We start from the raw sequence: 13071 nt of genomic DNA on the forward strand, positions 1-13071 counted from the left end.
GGGTGTGCTCGCTCCGAAGAGCGGCGAGATCCGGCTCGATGGCAAGCCGATCAGCGGTCTCGCTCCATCCGCCATCGCCAATATGGGCGTGCAGCTGGTCCCGGAGGAGCGCGCGATCTTCGGCGGCCGGACGGTCGAGGAGAATTTGCGCATCGCGGCCTTGACCGCGCCGAACGCGTGGTCGTTCGAGCGCATCTACGGTGTGTTTCCGCGCCTGAAGGAACGACGCAAATCCCTCGGACGAACGCTGTCGGGCGGCGAGCAGCAGATGCTCTCGATCGCCCGCGCGCTGATCCGCGACGCCCGCATCATCCTGCTCGACGAGCCGTTCGAGGGACTGGCGCCGCTGATCGTGCGCGATCTCGTTAACGTCGCCGCCAGCCTCGCGCGCGAAGGCCGCACCATGATCGTGGTGGAGCAGAACGTCGCCGCAGCGCTCAGCTTCGCCACCCGCGTCTACGGGCTCAACAACGGCCACGTGGTGTTCGAGGGCACCTCCGCCGAGCTCAACGCAAACCCCGACCTGGCCCGGGATTTCCTCGGCGTCGGCGCGTAAGCAACCGCCGGCGGCTGTTTCGCAAGGACCGGACGACAAAATCGTGGGGTGAGCAAGCAGAGCGCACCCCCTTTCACTTCGATGGGACGCATGGTGGGCACTGCGCAACGCGCCTTTGCCCGCCATGCGTCGCCATCGCATCGCCATGCCTACTCGGCGGTCCAGCCGCCGTCGATAGACAGGTTCGTGCCCGTGATCTGCGCGGCGTCGTCGCTGCAAAGGAACAAGGCGAGAGCTGCGACCTGCTCGGAGGTGACGAACTCCTTGGTCGGTTGTGCATCGAGCAGCACGTCGTTGATGACCTGTTCGCGCGTCAGGTTGCGCGCCTTCATCGTGTCGGGGATCTGCTTCTCCACCAGCGGGGTCCAGACGTAGCCGGGGCTGATGCAGTTGCACGTGATCTTGTGGGTCGCAACCTCCAGCGCCACGGTCTTGGTGAGGCCGGCGATGCCGTGCTTGGCCGAGACGTAGGCCGACTTGAAGGGCGAAGCCACCAGCGAATGCGCGGAGGCCGTGTTGATGATGCGGCCCCAGCCCTTCTTCTTCATGCCGGGGACGGCGGCACGGATCGCATGGAAGGCAGAGGACAGGTTGATCGCGATGATCTGGTCCCACTTCTCGATCGGAAACTCCTCGATCGGCGAGACGAACTGGATGCCGGCGTTGTTGACGAGGATGTCGACCGAGCCGAACGTTTTCTCGCCGAACGCGATCATGCCGGCGATCTCGGCGGGCTTGGTCATGTCGGCCGGCGAGTAGACCGCCTTGACCTTGAAGTCGGACTCGATCTTGGCGCGCTCCTTCTCAATGTCTTCGGCCGAGCCGAAGCCGTTGATGACGACGTTAGCGCCGGCGGCGGCGAAGGCGCGTGCATAGGCGAGCCCGATGCCACTGGTCGATCCGGTCACGACCGCGTTCTTGCCTGACAGACTACCCATTTCATTCGCTCCTTTTTGCCGGGGGCGCGGTGACGTCCCCCGTGAGATCGTAGGTCACCATGGTCTCGCCGGACTGCGGCTGCTCGAGCCGGTCCTTGTGGCGCATCGACAGATGCACGTCGCGCACGCCGGCTTCCCAATGCTCGACCATGGCGACATGCGAAAAATCGTAGTCCTTGGACGAGGATTCATAGTTCTTGCTGCGGTAGATCAGATGCACCACGGTGACGGTGCTTTCGCGCGACACTTTCGCCAGGAATTCGACGGAAGGATCGTTCCTCAGGTAATCCGGCAGTTTGCTGATCAGGTCGCGCACGGCGCGGCGCGCGTTGTGGACCTGCTTGTTCTTGTCGGTGTTCATCCGCGTCCGGCTGGAGTAACGGATATCCTTCTCGCGCTCGGCTGCTTCGAGCAGCGAGGTCGGCAGATCCCCTCGCGCGGAAAACAAATCAACCTGGAAAATCAGCATGTCGCGCTCGACCTCGGTGTCGAGCACGTAGTCGAGCGGGGTGTTGGAGGCGATGCCGCCGTCCCAATAATGCTCGCCGTCGATGAGGACGGACGGGAAGCCCGGCGGCAGCGCCCCGGAGGCCATGATGTGCTCGGGACCGATGGTCTTGCCGAGCTTCCTGAACTCGTGATTGTCGAAATACTTGAAATTGCCCGAAGTGACGCCGACCGCGCCGACCGACAGGCGCGTCTTCAGATCGTTGATGCGGTCGAAATCGACGAGACGCTCCAGCGTCTTCTTGAGCGGCGAGGTGTCGTAATAGCTTTGCGCTTCGGGATGCCCCGGCGGCCAGAGCGGCGCCGGCGGAATGCGCGGCGTGAAGAAGCCGGGCACGCCGAAGGTCGCGATCAGCGCCGCGCTGGTCGAATTGAACAGTTCGCGGCTGTGGTCGCTCTTGCCGAGAGGTTTCCACGGAACCGGCGCCGACACCATCTCCCAGAATTCCTTGAGCCGCTTGACGCGCGTCTGGCCCTCATTGCCGGCGATGATGGCGGCGTTGACCGCGCCGATCGAGATGCCGGCGACCCATTCCGGCTCGAAGCCGTAGCCGCACAGCGCCTGGAAGGCGCCGGCCTGGTACGAGCCGAGCGCGCCGCCGCCCTGGAGAACCAGGACACGTTGCGCATTCACGGGGACTGTCGCGATTTGCGGACTATGATCGGTCATGCAGGAACAATAGCAAAGGACGAGCCACCGTGGCGACACTCCGCTGCGGCGTCAATGCACCGGGGATCAAGTCTGGCTTATCGAGGCTCCGTCGAGGCCAGGATCATGGTCCAGAACACCTTGTACTTGGTGCCGGGAGCATAGCTCGCCGCGATGCCTAATTTTGTGACACCACCCTTGAGCATGTTGGCACGGTGCGGAGGCGAGTCGCGCCAGCCGGAAAACGCTTCCGCCAGCGTATGATAGCCGGCCGAGATGTTCTCGACGGCCACCGTCGCAGGATAGCCGCCGGCGGCCAGCCGCTTGGCCAGCGGCGCGCGGACGTCGTGGTCCAGCTTGTTGGCGGCCGCCATGGCATTGGACTGGGATTCGGCGAGCCGTGTCAGGTCCGGGTCGATCGCGACCGTACCGAGCCCGTTGTTTTGGCGGTATTGCGAGATCATGATCGCAGCCGCCTGGGCATCGAGCTTGGCGCCCGGCACCGCCATATCGGCATACATTGATGGCTGCTGGACCGGTGCTTCGTTGCCGGCACAGCCGGCCAGCAGCAACGTAACGAGAATCGCGGCCGCAGCGCGCATGAATCGAAGCCCCCAAATGAGGGGCCGTTGTTGCATACCAACAATGGCTGAAAGGTGAATTTTGAGGAAAATGATAGCCGTCATTCCGGGGCAGTGCGCAGCACTGAACCCGGAATCTCGCGCTACAAGCTCGAGATTCCGGGTTCGCGCTGGTGCGCGCCCCGGAATGACAGCGGGGCTACCCCGCAAATATCCGGTAGCGGCGCGGATTGAGGCCGATCGTGTCGCCGGCGCGCAGTTCCTTGTCGCGCGGGGCGTCGATCTCGATGGTCTCGCCGCCTGACAGAGCCACCTCGGCCCGCTGCACGGGGCCGAAATTGCGGACGTGCTGGACCGCGCCTTCGAAGGCGCCGCTGCCGGGCGGGCCGACCAGCATGTCATGTCGCCGCACGAACAGCTTGGACGCGCCGGGCGCAAGCCCTTCGGCCGCCAGATTGAGCTGCCGGTCCCCGAGCCGGATCGCGCCATCCCCGATCTCGATCGGCAGCACGATGGATTCGCCGATGAAGCCGTGCACGAAGGCCGTCGCCGGATTATCGTAGACGTCGCCCGGCGAGCCGATCTGCTCGATCCGGCCCTTGTCCATCACCACGACGCGGTTGGCGACCTCGAGCGCCTCCTCCTGGTCGTGGGTGACGAAGATCGACGTGACGTGGATCTCGTGATGCAGGGAGCGCAGCCATTTGCGCAACTCCTTGCGCACCTTGGCGTCGAGCGCGCCGAAAGGCTCGTCCAGCAGGAGGATGCGCGGCTCGATCGCGAGCGCCCGGGCGAGCGCGATACGTTGACGCTGGCCGCCGGAGAGCTGGCTCGGATAGCGGTCGGCGAGCCAATCGAGTTGCACGAGATCGAGCAGCTCCTTGACGCGGGCGCGGATCGTCGCCTCGTCCTTGCGGATCGCGCGCGGCTGCACGCGCAGGCCGAAGGCGACGTTCTCGAACACCGTCATGTGGCGGAACAGCGCGTAGTGCTGGAACACGAAGCCGACATGCCGTTCGCGCGCGCCTTGTGCCAGCGCATCCTCGCCGTTGAAGGAGACTTCGCCGGAATCCGGCCAGTCGAGGCCGGCGATGATCCGCAACAGCGTGGTCTTGCCGGAGCCGGAGGGTCCGAGCAGCGCCAGCAACTCGCCGTCGTTGACCTTGAGGTCGACGCCGTCGAGGGCTGCGAAACTGCCGAACTTCTTGACGAGATTCTTGACCTCAATGGTCACTGGCTTCTTCCCCTTCGTCGAGGTGACGTTCGAGAACGGTTTTTGCAATCAGCGTGATCAGTGCCAGCATCGCCAGCAGCGAAGCGATCGCAAAGGCGGCGACGAACTGATACTCGTTATAGAGGATTTCGACCAGCAGCGGCATGGTGTTGGTCTCGCCGCGGATATGGCCGGAGACGACGGAGACCGCACCGAACTCGCCCATTGCGCGGGCATTGCACAGCAGGACGCCATAGAGCACGCCCCATTTGATGTTCGGCAGCGTCACCCGGAAGAAGGTCTGGAGACCCGAGGCACCGAGCGAAATCGCGGCCTCCTCCTCCTGGGTACCCTGCTCCTGCATCAGCGGGATCAGTGCGCGCGCCACGAAGGGAAAGGTGACGAAGGTGGTGGCCAGCGCGATGCCCGGCACCGCGAACAGGATCTGGATGTCGTGCTCGCGCAGCCAGCTGCCGAAATAGCCTTGCGCGCCGAACAATAGCACGAAGACGAGGCCCGAGATCACCGGGCTGACCGAAAACGGCAGGTCGATCAGCGTGATCAGGAAGGTCTTGCCCGGGAATTCGAATTTTGAAATGGCCCAGGCGGCGACGAGGCCGAACACCAGATTGAGGCCGACGGAGATGGCCGCGACGATCAACGTCAGCTTAATCGCTGCCAGCGCCTCCGGCTCGGAGAGCGCGGCGAAATAAGCCAGGATTCCCCTCGAAAATGCCTGGGCGAACACCACCACGAGCGGCAGCACGACGAAGACCGAGAGGAATAGCACCGCGAGGCTGATGATGACGATGCGCACGGCCCTCGGCTCGGTGCGAAGGTTGTCGCGTGCCGCTGCCGCGTGCGCACGCGCCTTCGGATCCGGCGAGGAGAGCGAAACGGAGTCTGCGATCTGCATCGTCATGTCCCGCCCTCAGCGCGCCGGGATCCGGCTCTGCGCCCAGCGCTGGAGCCGGTTGACGGCGAAGATGATGACGAAGGAGACGACGAGCATGACCACCGCGATGGCGGTCGCATCGGCGTAGCGGAATTCAGAGAGGCGGATCACGATCAAGAGCGGCGCGATCTCGGAGATGTTGGGCAGATTGCCGGCGATGAAGATCACCGAGCCGTATTCACCGACTGCGCGGGCGAACGCGAGCGCAAGGCCCGTCAGCAGCGCCGGTGCGAGCGAGGGCAGGATCACGCGGGTGATGGTCTGCCAACGGCTGGCGCCGAGGCTTCCCGCGGCCTCCTCGATCTCGGGGTCGAGATCCTGCAGCACGGGCTGCACCGTGCGCACCACGAAGGGAATACCGATGAAGATCATGGCCACAAAGATGCCGATCGGCGTGAACGCCACCTTGATGCCGAGCTCGGCGAGCGGCGCCCCCAACCAGCCCTTCTCGGCGAACAGCGCGGTCAGCGCCACGCCGGCCACCGCCGTCGGCAGCGCGAACGGCACATCGACGATGGCATCGAAGATGCGGCGGCCGGGGAAGCGGTAGCGGACCAGCGCCCAGACGATGATGCTGCCCATCACCAGGTTGACGCAGGCTGCCGCGAAGGCGAGGCCGAACGAGACGCGGAGCGCGTTCAGGGTGCGGCGGCTGGAGAGGATGTTCCAGAACTGCTCGGGACTGAGCTCGAACGATTTCAGGAACAGCCCGGCGAGCGGAATCAGGATGATGACGGACAGCCAGGATAACGTCAGCCCCATCGTGAGACCGAAGCCCGGCAATGTCCGGCGTCGTGCTGCAACTGCGCTCACCAGGCCCCCTGCCATACTCCTTCCGACAGCGCCCGATCAGTTCTTGTAGATCTGATCAAAGACGCCGCCGTCGCCGAAATGTTCCTTCTGCGCCTTGGTCCAGCCGCCAAAGACGTCGTCGATCGTGAACAGCTCGACCTTGGCAAAGGCATTCTCGTACTTCTTCGCAATCTCCGCATCGCGGGGACGGTAGAAATTGCGCGCGGCGATTTCTTGCGCTTCCTTGGTATACCAATATTGCAGGTAGGCGTCAGCCGCATTCCGGGTGCCTTTTTTGTCGGCCACCTTGTCGATGATGGTGACCGGCGGCTCGGCGAGGATCGATTGCGGCGGCGCCACGATCTCGAACTTGTTCGCACCGAATTCCTTCAGGGCCAGGAACGCCTCGTTCTCCCAGGCGAGCAGCACGTCACCGACGCCGCGCTCGACGAAGGTGACGGTGGAGCCCCGCGCACCGGTATCCAGCACCGGCACCTGCTGGAACAGCTTCCCGACGAACTCCTTGGCCTTGTCGGCCGAACCGTATTTCTTTTGCGCAAAGCCCCAGGCCGCCAAATAATTCCAGCGCGCGCCGCCCGAGGTCTTCGGATTCGGGGTGATGATGGCAACACCCGGCTTGATCAGATCGTCCCAGTCCTTGATGCCCTTGGGATTGCCCTTGCGGACCAGGAACACGATGGTCGACGTATAGGGCGCCGAGTTCTGCGGCAGGCGCTTCTGCCAATCGGTCGCGGTGAGACCCTTGTTCGCGATGGCGTCGATGTCATAGGCCAGCGCGAGCGTCACCACGTCGGCCTGCAATCCGTCGATCACCGCACGCGCCTGCGAACCGCTGCCGCCATGCGACTGCTTGATCTCGACGCTCTTGCCGGTCTCCTTCTGATAGGCGGTCGCGAACGCCTTGTTGAACTCGGCATAGAGCTCGCGCGTCGGATCGTACGACACGTTCAGCAAGGTGATGTCTGCGGCCAGAGCCGAGCTTGCCAAGACCCCTGCCGCGAGCAGTCCTGCGGCGAGCGGAACGATACGGCGCATCATGTCCATCTCCATTCACGTCGACGACGTCAGCGTCATCGACGGCAGGCATAACTCGTGGCGAAACGCTCGCGTGTCAACGGAACCGGATTTTCTTGTTCGCAGCGTGGCAGCGCGACTGTGCTACGAAGTCTTCATGGTGTGGATGCCGCATTCTGTCTTGGCCCGTCCGCGCCATCGCCCGGCGCGTGCATCCTCGCCAACGGCCGTTCTGCTGGTGCAAGGCATACACCCAACCGACAGGAATCCTGACTCAACCAGCGGATGCCGCGGCAATCGGGCGCGGACGAAGATCGCCTCGATCTCCTCGCGCGAGACATTGGCGAAGGGATTGTACTTCAGCCGAGCGCCGTCGTCCTCGACGACCGGAATGTCGGCGCGCGCATTGCCCTGAAAGCGCTTGCGGCCGTTGATCCAGGCGGAGAACGGCTTCAGCGCACGCGCCAGCGGCTCCACCTTGCGGATGCGACAGCAGGCATCGGGATCGGAGAACCAGAGGTCGCGGTCGGCATCCTCGCGCGACAGCGTCTCCTCGGTCGGCTTGATCGACCGGACGTCCTTCAGGCCCAGCGTCGCTATCAGCGTATCGCGATAGGCCAGCGTCTCCTCGAACAACCAGCCGGTGTCGAGAAAGATCACGGGAATCGCGGGATCGACGTCCGCCATGACCTTCAGCAGCGTCGCCGATTCCGTGCCGAAGGACGACACCAGCGCGAGCCCATCGCGGCCGACCGTCTTCAGCGCCGCAGCGATGATCTCCGCGGGCGAGGCATCGCGCAAGGCGCGATCGAGCTCGTCCGCCGACGGCAACGCGGAAGCCGACGAAACCTGAGCCGCGATCGCATTCACGTGCCGACACCCTCGGAATGGCGCAGCTGCATGCGCCGGTGCAGAGCCGTGATGCGGCCATCGCCGGTGGGCTGATAGAACACCGAATAGCGTTTCGCGGTCTGCATGAAGGCTTCGGCGTCCGCCTGCTTCTTGACCTCGAAGGCATCGAAGCCGGCGCGCAGCATGAACACGAACTGGTCGCGCAGCACCTGGCCGGTGGCGCGCAGTTCGCCGCGGTAGTTGTAGCGTTCGCGCAGCAGGCGGGCCTGGCTGTAGGCGCGGCCGTCCCGGAAGGTCGGGAACACCAGCGCGACGGCGGCGATCCTGCCGAGATACGGCACCAGCTCGGCGATGTCGCGATTGTTGGGCCAGATCACGCCGACCTTGCCCGGGCGATCGAGCAGCCCGTCGGCTTCGCCCAGGAAGCGCTCGGCGGGCAACAGGATATCGCCGCCCTCGGGCAGCGGGGTATCGACGGCGAGCTTGACGAAGCGGTCGTCCACGATCTTTCCGCTGTTAACGAGTGGCATAGACGCGCTCCTTGAAGGGTTCGACACCGAGGCGCTTCACCGTGTCCATGAACAGCTCTTCAGGCCGTTCGCGTAGCGCAAGATAGGCTTCCACGACGTCTTCGACGACATCGGCGACCTCGTCGAACTTGACGCCGGGGCCGATCAGGGTGCCGAGCGCGGCGTTCTCGTCGGCACGGCCGCCGATGGTGATCTGGTAGACTTCCTCGCCGTTCTTCTCGACGCCGAGAATGCCGATATGGCCGACATGATGATGGCCGCAGGCATTGATGCAGCCGGAGATGTTGATGTGCAGCCGGCCGATCAGGTTGGCGAGCTCGTGATTGGCGAAGCGCCGCGTCAATTCCTGCGCGATCGGGATCGAGCGCGCATTCGCCAGCGAGCAATAGTCGAGGCCCGGGCAGGCAATGATGTCGGTGATCAGGTTGACGTTGGGCGTCGCGAGCCCGAGCTTGTCGAGCGCCTTCCACAGCGCCGGCAGGTCGCGCTTGGCGACGTGCGGCAGCGCCAGGTTCTGCTCGTGGCCGACGCGGATCTCGCCGAAGGAGTATTTGTCGGCGAGATCGGCCAGCGCGTCCATCTGCTCGGCAGTGGCATCGCCCGGAGGCCCGCCGACCGGCTTCAGCGAGATCGTGACGATGGAATAGCCCTGCACCTTGTGCGGCGCCACCGAGTTCTTGCGCCACGCTTCGAAGTCCGGATCGGCCGCGGCCTGGCGCAGCTCGTCCGGCATGTGCGGCAGCTTCTCGTAAGCGGGATAGGTGAAGCGCGAGCGGATGTCCTCGATCACCTCGTCGTCGATCTGGAGCGAGGAGTTGCGGATATGCTGCCACTCGTCCTCGACCTCGCGCGAGAACTTCTCAATGCCGAGCTCGTGCACCAGGATCTTGATGCGCGCCTTGTAGATGTTGTCGCGACGGCCGTACTGGTTGTAGACGCGTAAGATAGCCTCGATGTAGCTGAGGATGTCGCGGCCATGCACGAAGTGCTTGATGGTCTTGGCAATGAACGGCGTGCGGCCGAGGCCACCGCCGACCAGCACCTCGAACCCGGTCTCGCCCTTCTCGTTCTTGATCAACCGCAGGCCGATGTCGTGGATCTTGATCGCGGCGCGGTCATGGTCCGAGGCGGTGATGGCGATCTTGAACTTGCGCGGCAGGAACGAGAATTCCGGATGCAGCGTGGTGTGCTGGCGGATCAGCTCCGACCAGATGCGGGGATCCTCGATCTCGCCCGGCGCGACGCCGGCCCACTGGTCCGAGGTGACGTTGCGCATGTTGTTGCCGGAAGTCTGCATCGCATGGATGCCGACCTTGGCGAGGTCTTCGAGCGCGTCCGGCAGCTCGGCCAGCTTGATCCAGTTGAACTGGATGTTCTGCCGGGTGGTGAAATGACCGTAGCCGCGGTCGTATTTGCGCGCGACATGGGCGAGCGCCCGCAGCTGGTTCGTCGCCAGCGTACCATAGGGAATCGCGACGCGGAACATGTAGGCGTGCAATTGCAGATAGACGCCGTTCTGCAGGCGCAGGATCTTGAACTCGTCCTCGGTGAGCTCTCCGGAGAGGCGCCGCTTCACCTGGTCGCGGAACTCCGAGACGCGCTCGTTGACGAGCGTGCGGTCGATTTCGTCGTAAGCATACATAAAGCGTGCCTTAAACCTGGGCCGGCTGTCCGATGGTGATGCCGGTGCGGCGGATCTGTTCACGCAGATTGCCGGGCAGGATCTTGCCATCCTCGCCGATCTGCACCGGCGCGATATAGGGGCCGATGGCGCCGACGTCATCGGCTACGGCCTCCGCAAGCAACGCCTTGGCCTCGTCGGAGTTGCGCACGATGGCGGCTTCCGACAGCTCCGCGGACCAGCCCTTGGCGGCGGTGCGGTACACCACGATGCCGTCCCAGGTCCGGTTGGCGGTCACGACCGAGGGGCCGGCGATCTTGATCTTCTTCTGTTCGAGCGGGGAGGTCATTCGGCTGCATCCAGGAGGTCAGAGACGATTTGCTTGGGGGTTTGGCGGCGAAGCGAGCCGGCATGCCGGACCACCTCTCCGATGATGAGGATGGCGGGACCGCCTTGGATCCGCCGCACCAGCTCGGGCAGATCGCGAAGCGTGCCGATCGCGCCTTGCGCATCGGGACGCGTGACGCGCGCGAACACGCCGACCGGTGTCTCCGGCGAGCGGCCGGCCGCGAACAGGCCGGCGCATACGGCCGGCGCTGCGGTCACGCCCATATAGACCACGACGGTCATCTTGGTGTCGGTCAGCGTCGACCAATCCACGTTCTCGGCATCGCGCGCCTTGTGCGCGGTCAGGAAGGTGATGCGGGTGGCTTCGTGGCGATAGGTGAGCGGCACCTCGAAGTCGGCGGCACCGCCGAGCCCCGCGGTGATGCCGGGGATAATCGAATAGGCGACGCCTGCCGCGCGCAGCGCTTCGACCTCTTCGCCGCCGCGGCCGAACACGAAGGGATCACCGCCCTTCAGCCGCACCACGCGCTGGCCTGATTGCGCGGCCTCGATCATGCGCTTGTTGATGGCATCCTGGCCGATGCCTGGCTTGCCGACCCGGCGACCGACCGCGACGCGCGTGGTGTCGCGGCGGATGCGGTCGAGTATTTCGGGCGAGACCAGCTCGTCGTGAAAGACGATGTCGGCGTCCTGCAGCGCGCGCAGCGCCTTGATGGTGAGGAGATCCGGATCGCCGGGGCCGGCGCCGACCAGCGCGACTGAGCCTTCCGGCTTGCCCGCGCGCGCGAAGTCGGAGGGATCAGCGATAGCCCTGAGCGCGGCGTCCGCCTCGGCCTTGCGGCCGGCGAGCACGGCGGCGCCGATCGGGCCATCGATGACACGCTCCCAGAAGCGGCGGCGCAGCGAGAACTCGGCAATGCGCTCGTTGACGGACTTGCGGAAGCTGCCGATGAACTCGGCGAGCTCGCCGATGCGCGCCGGCAGCAGCGCCTCGATCTTCTCGCGCACGCGCCGCGCCACCACCGGCGAGGTGCCGCCGGTGCCGACCGCGACTACGACATCGCCGCGATCGACGATGGCCGGAAAGATGAAGCTGGAATGCGCGAGGTCGTCCATGACGTTGACGGGCAGGCCGAGCGACTTGGCGCGGGCCGACATGGCCACGCCGACATCGCCGGCGCCGGCGCAGACGACGGCGATGACGCCTGGGAGCTCGGCCGTGAGCGGATCGCCCGCCGCGATCTCGATCCGCGCCGCATCTTCGGAGCTGAGGCCGAGGTCATGATTGCCGTCGATCGCATGCACCCGGAGACGCGCGCCGGCCGCGGCGAGCACGCGCAGCTTGGCGCGCAAGAGCTCGCCCGCGCCGATGAGGACCACCGGACCGGCCTTAAGATCGAGAAACACCGGCAAGAACCGCATGTGATACTCGCTTCCCCACGAACGGGGTTGACTGGAATTATTTTCTATATATGTCTCGTTTCGAGCACGCAAAGAGAAAATTTTTTCTTCTCTTTCGCAGCGCAACTATAGAATTTTCGCCTCCAAACGCAAAGTGGCAGAGATGCATCTTCTCAAGGACGATTCCGCTGCTGATCGACTGGGCAGTCAGGCCTTGGCCGAGCGCGTGCGCGCGCAAGATTTTTCTGCCGAGCTTGCCCCGAGCATGGACCATCTCGACCAGCTCGAAGCGCAGAGCATCTACATCTTCCGTGAGGCGTTTGCCCGGTTGAAGAAGATCGCCCTGTTGTGGTCGCTCGGCAAGGACTCCAACGTCATGATCTGGCTGGCGCGGAAAGCCTTCTTCGGCAAGATGCCGTTCCCGGCCCTTCACGTCGATACCGGCAAGAAGTTTCCGGAGATGTATCGGTTCCGGGATCATTACGGCAAGGAATGGGATCTCGACCTGCGCGTCGAGCCCTGCCCGCCGATCGATGCCGTCGACCCAACGCTGCCGCCAGCCGCCCGTTCCGCGGCGCGCAAGACCGAAGGCCTCAAGATGGCGCTGGCCAAGTATGGCTTTGACGGCCTGATCGCCGGCATCCGCCGCGACGAGGAGGCTACGCGCGCCAAGGAGCGCGTATTCTCGCCGCGCGGCTTGGAAGGCAATTGGGACGTGCGCGACCAGCCGCCGGAGTTCTGGGACCATTTCAACGCCTCGCCGCCGCAAGGCGCGCATCTGCGCATCCATCCGATCCTGCATTGGACCGAGGCCGACATCTGGGCCTACACCAAGCGCGAGAACATCCCGATCATCCCTCTGTACCTCGCCAAGGACGGCAAGCGTTATCGTTCGCTGGGAGACCAGGACATCACGAACCCGGTCGCCTCGAACGCCTCGAACATCGACGAGATTCTGATCGAGCTCGAACAGACAAAGGTGCCGGAGCGCTCGGGGCGCGCGCTCGACCACGAGACCGAGGACGCTTTCGAGCGCCTGCGCGTCGTGCCGTTCGGGGTGGCGGATGAAGTCGGAGTGACGAGCATGTTCATG

Annotated in this window: 14 protein-coding genes; 2 read left to right on the forward strand and 12 right to left on the reverse strand. The window is 64.6% G+C overall.

The features are described 5' to 3' along the window. Positions 1-556 (forward strand): ATP-binding cassette domain-containing protein (locus JHD07_RS17960; protein ID WP_291624497.1); only part of this gene is annotated, 556 nt, incomplete at its 5' end. A 149-nt stretch (positions 557-705) separates the two neighbouring features. Here the strand turns inward: JHD07_RS17960 and JHD07_RS17965 are convergent. The 12 genes from JHD07_RS17965 to cysG form a co-directional block, all read right to left on the reverse strand. Then, positions 706-1494 carry a 3-hydroxybutyrate dehydrogenase gene (locus tag JHD07_RS17965; RefSeq protein WP_291624498.1) on the reverse strand — a complete coding sequence of 263 codons (789 nt, stop codon included), beginning with the start codon at positions 1492-1494 and terminating at the stop codon, positions 706-708. A gap of 1 nt (position 1495) precedes the next feature. Further along, on the reverse strand, positions 1496-2671 hold the full coding sequence (locus JHD07_RS17970) for a patatin-like phospholipase family protein (RefSeq protein WP_291624499.1): 1176 nt from the start codon (positions 2669-2671) through the stop codon (positions 1496-1498). Positions 2672-2748: 77 nt separating this feature from the next. Next, positions 2749-3252 (reverse strand): CAP domain-containing protein, encoded by a 504-nt coding sequence (locus tag JHD07_RS17975; protein ID WP_291624509.1) that lies wholly within the window; start codon positions 3250-3252, stop codon positions 2749-2751. Between the two features lie 178 nt (positions 3253-3430). Further along, on the reverse strand, positions 3431-4465 hold the full coding sequence (locus tag JHD07_RS17980) for a sulfate/molybdate ABC transporter ATP-binding protein (RefSeq protein WP_291624500.1): 1035 nt from the start codon (positions 4463-4465) through the stop codon (positions 3431-3433). Beyond that, positions 4455-5366 (reverse strand): sulfate ABC transporter permease subunit CysW, encoded by a 912-nt coding sequence (gene cysW / locus JHD07_RS17985; protein WP_291624501.1) that lies wholly within the window; start codon positions 5364-5366, stop codon positions 4455-4457. The genes JHD07_RS17980 and cysW overlap by 11 nt, the downstream gene beginning before the upstream one ends. A gap of 9 nt (positions 5367-5375) precedes the next feature. Continuing rightward, entirely contained in the window at positions 5376-6212 is an 837-nt protein-coding gene (gene cysT, locus JHD07_RS17990; RefSeq protein WP_291624502.1) for a sulfate ABC transporter permease subunit CysT, read from the reverse strand. Between the two features lie 36 nt (positions 6213-6248). Continuing rightward, positions 6249-7262 carry a sulfate ABC transporter substrate-binding protein gene (locus JHD07_RS17995; protein WP_291624503.1) on the reverse strand — a complete coding sequence of 338 codons (1014 nt, stop codon included), beginning with the start codon at positions 7260-7262 and terminating at the stop codon, positions 6249-6251. A 108-nt stretch (positions 7263-7370) separates the two neighbouring features. Then, positions 7371-8096 (reverse strand): phosphoadenylyl-sulfate reductase, encoded by a 726-nt coding sequence (locus JHD07_RS18000; RefSeq protein WP_291624504.1) that lies wholly within the window; start codon positions 8094-8096, stop codon positions 7371-7373. Beyond that, positions 8093-8608: a DUF934 domain-containing protein gene (locus JHD07_RS18005; RefSeq protein ID WP_291624505.1), complete on the reverse strand. Its 516-nt coding sequence runs from the start codon at positions 8606-8608 to the stop codon at positions 8093-8095. The genes JHD07_RS18000 and JHD07_RS18005 overlap by 4 nt, the downstream gene beginning before the upstream one ends. Beyond that, entirely contained in the window at positions 8595-10250 is a 1656-nt protein-coding gene (locus tag JHD07_RS18010) for a nitrite/sulfite reductase (protein WP_291624506.1), read from the reverse strand. The genes JHD07_RS18005 and JHD07_RS18010 overlap by 14 nt, the downstream gene beginning before the upstream one ends. A 10-nt stretch (positions 10251-10260) precedes the next feature. After that, positions 10261-10578, reverse strand: a complete 318-nt coding sequence (locus tag JHD07_RS18015; RefSeq protein ID WP_291624507.1) for a DUF2849 domain-containing protein — start codon at positions 10576-10578, stop codon at positions 10261-10263. Continuing rightward, positions 10575-11999: a siroheme synthase CysG gene (gene cysG / locus JHD07_RS18020; RefSeq protein WP_291624508.1), complete on the reverse strand. Its 1425-nt coding sequence runs from the start codon at positions 11997-11999 to the stop codon at positions 10575-10577. The genes JHD07_RS18015 and cysG overlap by 4 nt, the downstream gene beginning before the upstream one ends. Positions 12000-12243: 244 nt before the next feature. Here cysG and cysD point away from each other — a divergent pair. Next, positions 12244-13071, forward strand: an 828-nt coding sequence (gene cysD / locus JHD07_RS18025; RefSeq protein WP_291624510.1) for a sulfate adenylyltransferase subunit CysD, incomplete at its 3' end; no start/stop codon positions are given.

The organism is Bradyrhizobium sp. (assembly GCF_016462955.1).
GTDB lineage: Bacteria > Pseudomonadota > Alphaproteobacteria > Rhizobiales > Xanthobacteraceae > Bradyrhizobium.